Origin of the sequence: Mycobacterium sp. NAZ190054 (assembly GCF_001545925.1) — a bacterium.
In the GTDB taxonomy this organism is placed as follows: Bacteria; Actinomycetota; Actinomycetes; order Mycobacteriales; family Mycobacteriaceae; genus Mycobacterium.
Genome location: NZ_LMVQ01000270.1, coordinates 1 through 5,050, shown reverse-complemented (window position 1 = coordinate 5,050; position 5,050 = coordinate 1). Strand labels below are relative to the sequence as shown.

The following is a 5,050-nucleotide window of genomic DNA, read 5'->3' as shown; positions in this document are numbered from 1 at the left end:
ACATAAGTCAGCCCAGTGCGAGCGTTCGGTTGTCGCGACTGGAGCGACAGCTCCGCGTCAACGTACTGATTCGGTCCAACAAGGGCACCAAGCTGACGCCGGCGGGAGAGGCGGTCGCGTCCTGGGCTCGGGGTGGGCGCCGGCCGCCGCGCGGCTCGGCGATCCGGCCGTGGTCGTCCCGATGGCCGAACTGCCCGGCTTCACCCCGCCCAGCGCGGAGGGCCACGGCGGTCAGGTGCTGTCGCTGCGCGTCGGCGCGCATCAGGTGCTGGTGCTGCTCGGCCGTATCCACGCCTACGAAGGGCACGACCTGCGCCATGTCGTGCATCCGGTGCGCACCGCGTGCGCGGCCGGGGTGCGCACCGTGGTGCTGACCAACGCCGCAGGCGGGTTACGGGCCGACTTCTCGGTCGGTCAACCGGTGCTGATCAGCGACCACCTGAATCTGACGGCGCGCTCCCCGTTGGCGGGCGCGCAGTTCGTGGATCTGGTCGACGCGTACTCGCCGCGGCTGCGCGCCCTCGCGCGCGAGATCGAGCCGGGGTTGTCCGACGGGGTGTACGCCGGGTTGCCCGGGCCGCACTACGAGACACCGGCCGAGATCCGGATGCTGCGCACCCTGGGCGCGGACCTGGTCGGCATGTCGACGGTGCACGAGACGATCGCCGCGCGCGCGGCCGGCGCCGAGGTGTTCGGTGTCTCGCTGGTGACCAATCTCGCGGCGGGGATGACGGGTCAGCCGCTGAGCCATGCCGAGGTGCTCGAGGCGGGTCGTCAGTCGGCCACCCGGATGGGGTCTCTGCTCTCGGCGGTGATCGCGCGGCTCTGATCGGGTCCCCTGCCGAATCGACGGCTCGCCCACAGCACCCCGCGCGCCATCAGCGGCGCGGCGAAGAGCATCAGCAGGATCCGCACCACCTGCGCGGCGATGATGAACGTGACGTTGGATCCGGTCTCGGCGGCGGTGGCCAGCACCGCGTACACCCCGCCGGGGCTGGTCGCCAGGTAGCCCTCGAGCGGGGTCAGGCCGGCGACGTGGGCGAGCAGCACGCCCAGGCCCGCCGTCGCGACGGCGACGAACACGATCAGCGCCAACGCCGCGGGCAGCAGCCGGCTGACCTCACGCAGCGACTGCCGGGTGAACGCCAGCCCGGCCTGCCAGCCGATCAGCATGTAGCCGGCCTGCACCAACACCACGGGCACCGACAATCCGAACGACAGCCCGCTGACCTCCAGCGCGACCGTCAACGCCAGCGGCCCGAGCAGCCCGGCGCCGGGAAGCCGGATCAGCCGGCCACCGGTGGCCCCGACGAGGACCAGGGCGGTCATCATCGCCAGGCTCAGATACCAAGGCGCCGACGGGTTTTGGACGACCTCGGCGGTGCTGTGCGAGCGGTCGGCGTGGTAGATCAACGTGACGACCACCGGCATCGAGGCGGTCACCAACGCGACCCGCAGGTACTGCACCACGGCCACCACGCGGTCGTCACCGCCGAGTTCACGGGCGATCGCGACCAGGCCGGACGCGCCGCCGGCGACCAGCGCCAGTGAGCCGGTCAGCGGGGTCACGTCGCGGCGCAATCCGAGCAGCCCGCCGGCGATCACACTGAGCAGCAGGGTGCCGGCCGCGACGGCCAGCACGATCAACCAGTCCCCCTTCAAGGTGGCCAGCGCGTCCTGCTGCACCATCGTGCCGATGTAGACGCCGAGCACCCCCTGGGCGGCGACGCCCAGCTTGCGCGGGACACGGTCCGGACCTCGCGCCGTCAGCGCCACGCCGATGCCGACGACCAGTGCGGCGAACAACGCGGCCGACGGCACGCCGACAATGGTCAGCGGAACGGTGACAGCGACAGTCAACGCGAGAAGGAGCACCCAACCGGGGAGCTGTCGCAAAACTGTCTTGGTCATTGATTGCAAGTATGCTCTTGCCATATCAAGATCTCAACTAGGAGTTATGTCACGTGGAGCACACTGATTACCAAGGTTTGGCTTGGCAATGAGTAAAGAGGACCGGGCACTGTCGGCGGCGACCGAGTTGCGCGAGTCGCTCATGGCCGTCGCGCGGCAGCTGCGCAGACACCGCCCCGACAACGGGCTGACCGTCAGCCAGATGCAGCTGCTCGGCGAGATCAGCCGCGCGGGCGTGACCACGCCCGCCGAACTCGGGATCCGGATGCATGTCCGGGTGCAGTCCCTGACCGACTCCGTCAACGAGCTGGACGCGCGCGGGCTGATCACCCGCAGGCCCGACGAGAACGACCGGCGCCGCCAGCTTGTCGAGATCACCGGTGACGGGGTGGCCCTGCTGGAGGCCGACCGCGCCGAGCGCGACGTATGGCTGCACGAGACGATGCGCGAGACCCTGTCCGATCTGGAGTTCGACCTGCTGATGCTGGTGGCGCCGATCCTGCGCAAGCTCGCCGAGTCCGACGCCGGGATGAAGGGGTGACCTCGCCCTTGCCGACGGCGGTGCAGGACTGGCTGTCGCACGACCCCGATCCGGCCTCGGCCGACGAGCTGGCCGCGTGCGGGGACGACGAGCTCGCCGAGCGTTTCGCCCAGCCCCTCACATTCGGCACCGCGGGCCTGCGCGGACCGCTGCGGGCGGGCCCCAACGGCATGAACCTCGCGGTGGTGCTGCGCGCGACGTGGGCGGTGGCCCGGGTACTGGCCGACGCGTCACCCGGACGGACGGTGGTGGTGGGCTACGACGCCCGGCACCGTTCCGCCGAGTTCGGCCGGGCCGCTGCTGAAGTGTTCGCCGGGCAGGGGTTTTCCGTGACACTGATGCCGTTCCCGGTGCCCACCCCGGCGGTGGCGTTCGCCGTGCGGAACACCGGAGCCGCGGCCGGCGTGCAGATCACCGCGTCGCACAACCCACCGCAAGACAACGGGTACAAGGTGTACGTCCCCGGCGGAATGCAGATCGTCTCCCCCACCGACCGCGACATCGAGACCGCCATCGCGTCCGCCCCGCCGGCCGACGAGATCCCCCGCCGGGCCGTCGACCCGTCGGGCACCGACCTGCTGCGCGCCTACGTCGAACGCGCCGCCACCGTGCGGCGCACCACCGGAACAGCCCGGATCGCGGTGACCCCGATGCACGGCGTGGGCGGCGAATTCGCGCTCGACGCACTGGCGTTGGCCGGGTTCGACGACGTGCACGTCGTCGAACCCCAGTTCGCGCCGGACCCGGACTTCCCGACCGTGGCCTTCCCGAACCCCGAGGAACCAGGCGCCGCCGATCTTTTGACCGCCCTGGCCGCCGAGATCGACGCCGACATCGCGATCGCGTTGGATCCCGACGCCGACCGCTGCGCGATCGGGATACCGACGCCGCAGGGCTGGCGGATGCTCTCCGGTGACGAAACCGGCTGGCTGCTGGGCGATTACCTACTGTCCGGCCGTGACAACAGCACAGCCGTGGTGGCCAGCACGGTGGTGTCATCGCGGATGCTGGCCGCCATCGCCGCCGCGCACGGCGCCCGCCACGTCGAGACGCTGACCGGATTCAAGTGGCTGGCCCGCGCCGACGACGGACTGGACGCGACCCTGGTGTACGCGTACGAGGAGGCGATCGGGCACTGCGTGGACCCCGAAGCCGTGCGCGACAAGGACGGCATCAGCGCCGCGGTGCTGGCCTGCGATCTGGTGGTCGCGCTGCGCCATCGCGGCCTGACGGTGCTCGACGCGCTCGACGACCTGGCACGCCGTCACGGCGTACACACGACCGCCGCCGTCACCCGCCGGGTCGACTCACCGCGGCATGCGGCGGCGCTGATGGACCGGTTGCGCGCCGCCCCGCCCTCGCACGTCGCCGGGTTCCCCGTCACCGTGGCCGACCTGGCCCCGCGGACCGACGCGCTGGTGTTCACCGGCGGCGACGACGCGACGTCGGTGCGGGTGGTGCTGCGTCCCTCCGGGACCGAGGCGAAGCTCAAGGGCTACATCGAGATTCGCGGCGGTGGCGAACTGGACACCGCCCGCGCACGGGCCGCCCGGGTGCAGGAAGAAGTGGCCGCCGCGGTGCGCGCCTGGGATGTCTAACGGGGTCCGAACTGGCGGTCGCCGGCGTCGCCCAACCCCGGCACGATGTAGGCGATCTCGTTGAGACCGGAGTCGATCGTCGCGGTGAACAACTTCAGCTCGGGCGCCACCTTCTCCAGCGCGCTGAGGCCTTCCGGCGCGACGACGACGCAGATCGCCGTGACGTCGACGGCGTCGCGCGCGTAGAGCAACTCCAGCGTGTGCGCCATCGAGCCGCCGGTGGCCAGCATCGGGTCCAGCACGATCACCGGCTGATGGCTCAGGTCGTCGGGCAACGACTCCAGGTACGGCGTCGGCTGGTGGGTCTCCTCGTTGCGTGCCACTCCGACGAAGCCGACTCTCGCCTCCGGGATCAGCGCGTGCGCCTGGTCGACCATGCCGAGGCCGGCGCGCAGCACCGGTACCAGCAGCGGCGGGGTGGCCAGCCGGGTGCCTGCGGTCTCGCACAGCGGGGTCCGCACCGGCACCACGTCGACCGCGAGTTCGCGGGTGGCCTCGTAGACGAGCATCAGCGTGAGGTCGCGCAACGCGGCGCGGAAACCGGCGTTGTCGGTGCGCTCGTCGCGCAGGGTGGTCAGCCGCGCCGCGGCCAGCGGGTGGTCGACAACGCGCACATCCATGGATCCAGACCTTAACGGGAACCGACCGGCGATTCCCGGCGTCCTATCCATATGCCCGCCCCTCTGTCCGTGGACACCGCCTCGCTCCGCGACTACGGCGCCGCCTGCACCGCGCACGCCACCGACCTCGATGAGGCGTCGACCCGACTGGCCGCGGCGACCGGTGGGGCCGCGTCGATGTTCGGTCCGGTCGGCGCCCGGTTTCTGGCGGCGCTGGCGCAGGCCGCCGAGGAGCAGGCCCGCGCGCTCGGCGGGCTCAGCAGTTCACTGGCGGCGAGCAGCACCGCCGCGTCGGGTGTTCCGGATGGCGCCGTTCCACCACCACTTCGAGTTGGTGGGCTGGGCCGAGACGACCGTGATCATCAGGTTCTGGTTGCTCA

Annotated in this window: 4 protein-coding genes and 2 pseudogenes; 4 read left to right on the top strand and 2 right to left on the bottom strand. The window is 71.2% G+C overall.

Annotated features, from left to right (window positions below; genetic code table 11):
• Window positions 1-118 precede the first annotated feature (118 nt).
• Window positions 119-829, top strand: a pseudogene (locus ASJ79_RS18470) (purine-nucleoside phosphorylase); the annotation flags it as partial.
• On the opposite strand, the gene ASJ79_RS18465 reads toward ASJ79_RS18470, so the two are convergent.
• Window positions 775-1,911 carry an AbrB family transcriptional regulator gene (locus tag ASJ79_RS18465; RefSeq protein WP_197420268.1) on the bottom strand — a complete coding sequence of 379 codons (1,137 nt, stop codon included), beginning with the start codon at window positions 1,909-1,911 and terminating at the stop codon, window positions 775-777. The pseudogene ASJ79_RS18470 and the gene ASJ79_RS18465 sit on opposite strands and share 55 nt — an antisense overlap.
• Before the next feature lie 88 nt (window positions 1,912-1,999).
• Between ASJ79_RS18465 and ASJ79_RS18460 the strand changes: the two genes are divergently transcribed.
• A complete protein-coding gene (locus ASJ79_RS18460; RefSeq protein WP_067958176.1) occupies window positions 2,000-2,452 on the top strand; it encodes a MarR family winged helix-turn-helix transcriptional regulator in 453 nt (150 codons plus the stop codon).
• Window positions 2,449-4,050: a phospho-sugar mutase gene (locus tag ASJ79_RS18455; protein ID WP_067958168.1), complete on the top strand. Its 1,602-nt coding sequence runs from the start codon at window positions 2,449-2,451 to the stop codon at window positions 4,048-4,050. The genes ASJ79_RS18460 and ASJ79_RS18455 overlap by 4 nt, the downstream gene beginning before the upstream one ends.
• Here ASJ79_RS18455 and upp read toward each other — a convergent pair.
• Complete coding sequence (gene upp, locus ASJ79_RS18450; protein WP_067958167.1) at window positions 4,047-4,670, bottom strand: uracil phosphoribosyltransferase; 624 nt, start codon at window positions 4,668-4,670, stop codon at window positions 4,047-4,049. The two genes, ASJ79_RS18455 and upp, sit on opposite strands and share 4 nt — an antisense overlap.
• A gap of 289 nt (window positions 4,671-4,959) precedes the next feature.
• Here upp and ASJ79_RS34075 point away from each other — a divergent pair.
• A pseudogene (locus tag ASJ79_RS34075) lies at window positions 4,960-5,050 on the top strand (hypothetical protein); the annotation flags it as partial.

Bases quoted from the DNA above. Each gene is read 5' to 3' on its own strand.
- ASJ79_RS18460 (WP_067958176.1), top strand. From the start codon at position 2,000: ATGAGTAAAGAGGACCGGGCACTGTCGGCGGCGACCGAGTTGCGCGAG.
- upp (WP_067958167.1), bottom strand. From the start codon at position 4,670: ATGGATGTGCGCGTTGTCGACCACCCGCTGGCCGCGGCGCGGCTGACC.
- ASJ79_RS18465 (WP_197420268.1), bottom strand. From the start codon at position 1,911: ATGACCAAGACAGTTTTGCGACAGCTCCCCGGTTGGGTGCTCCTTCTC.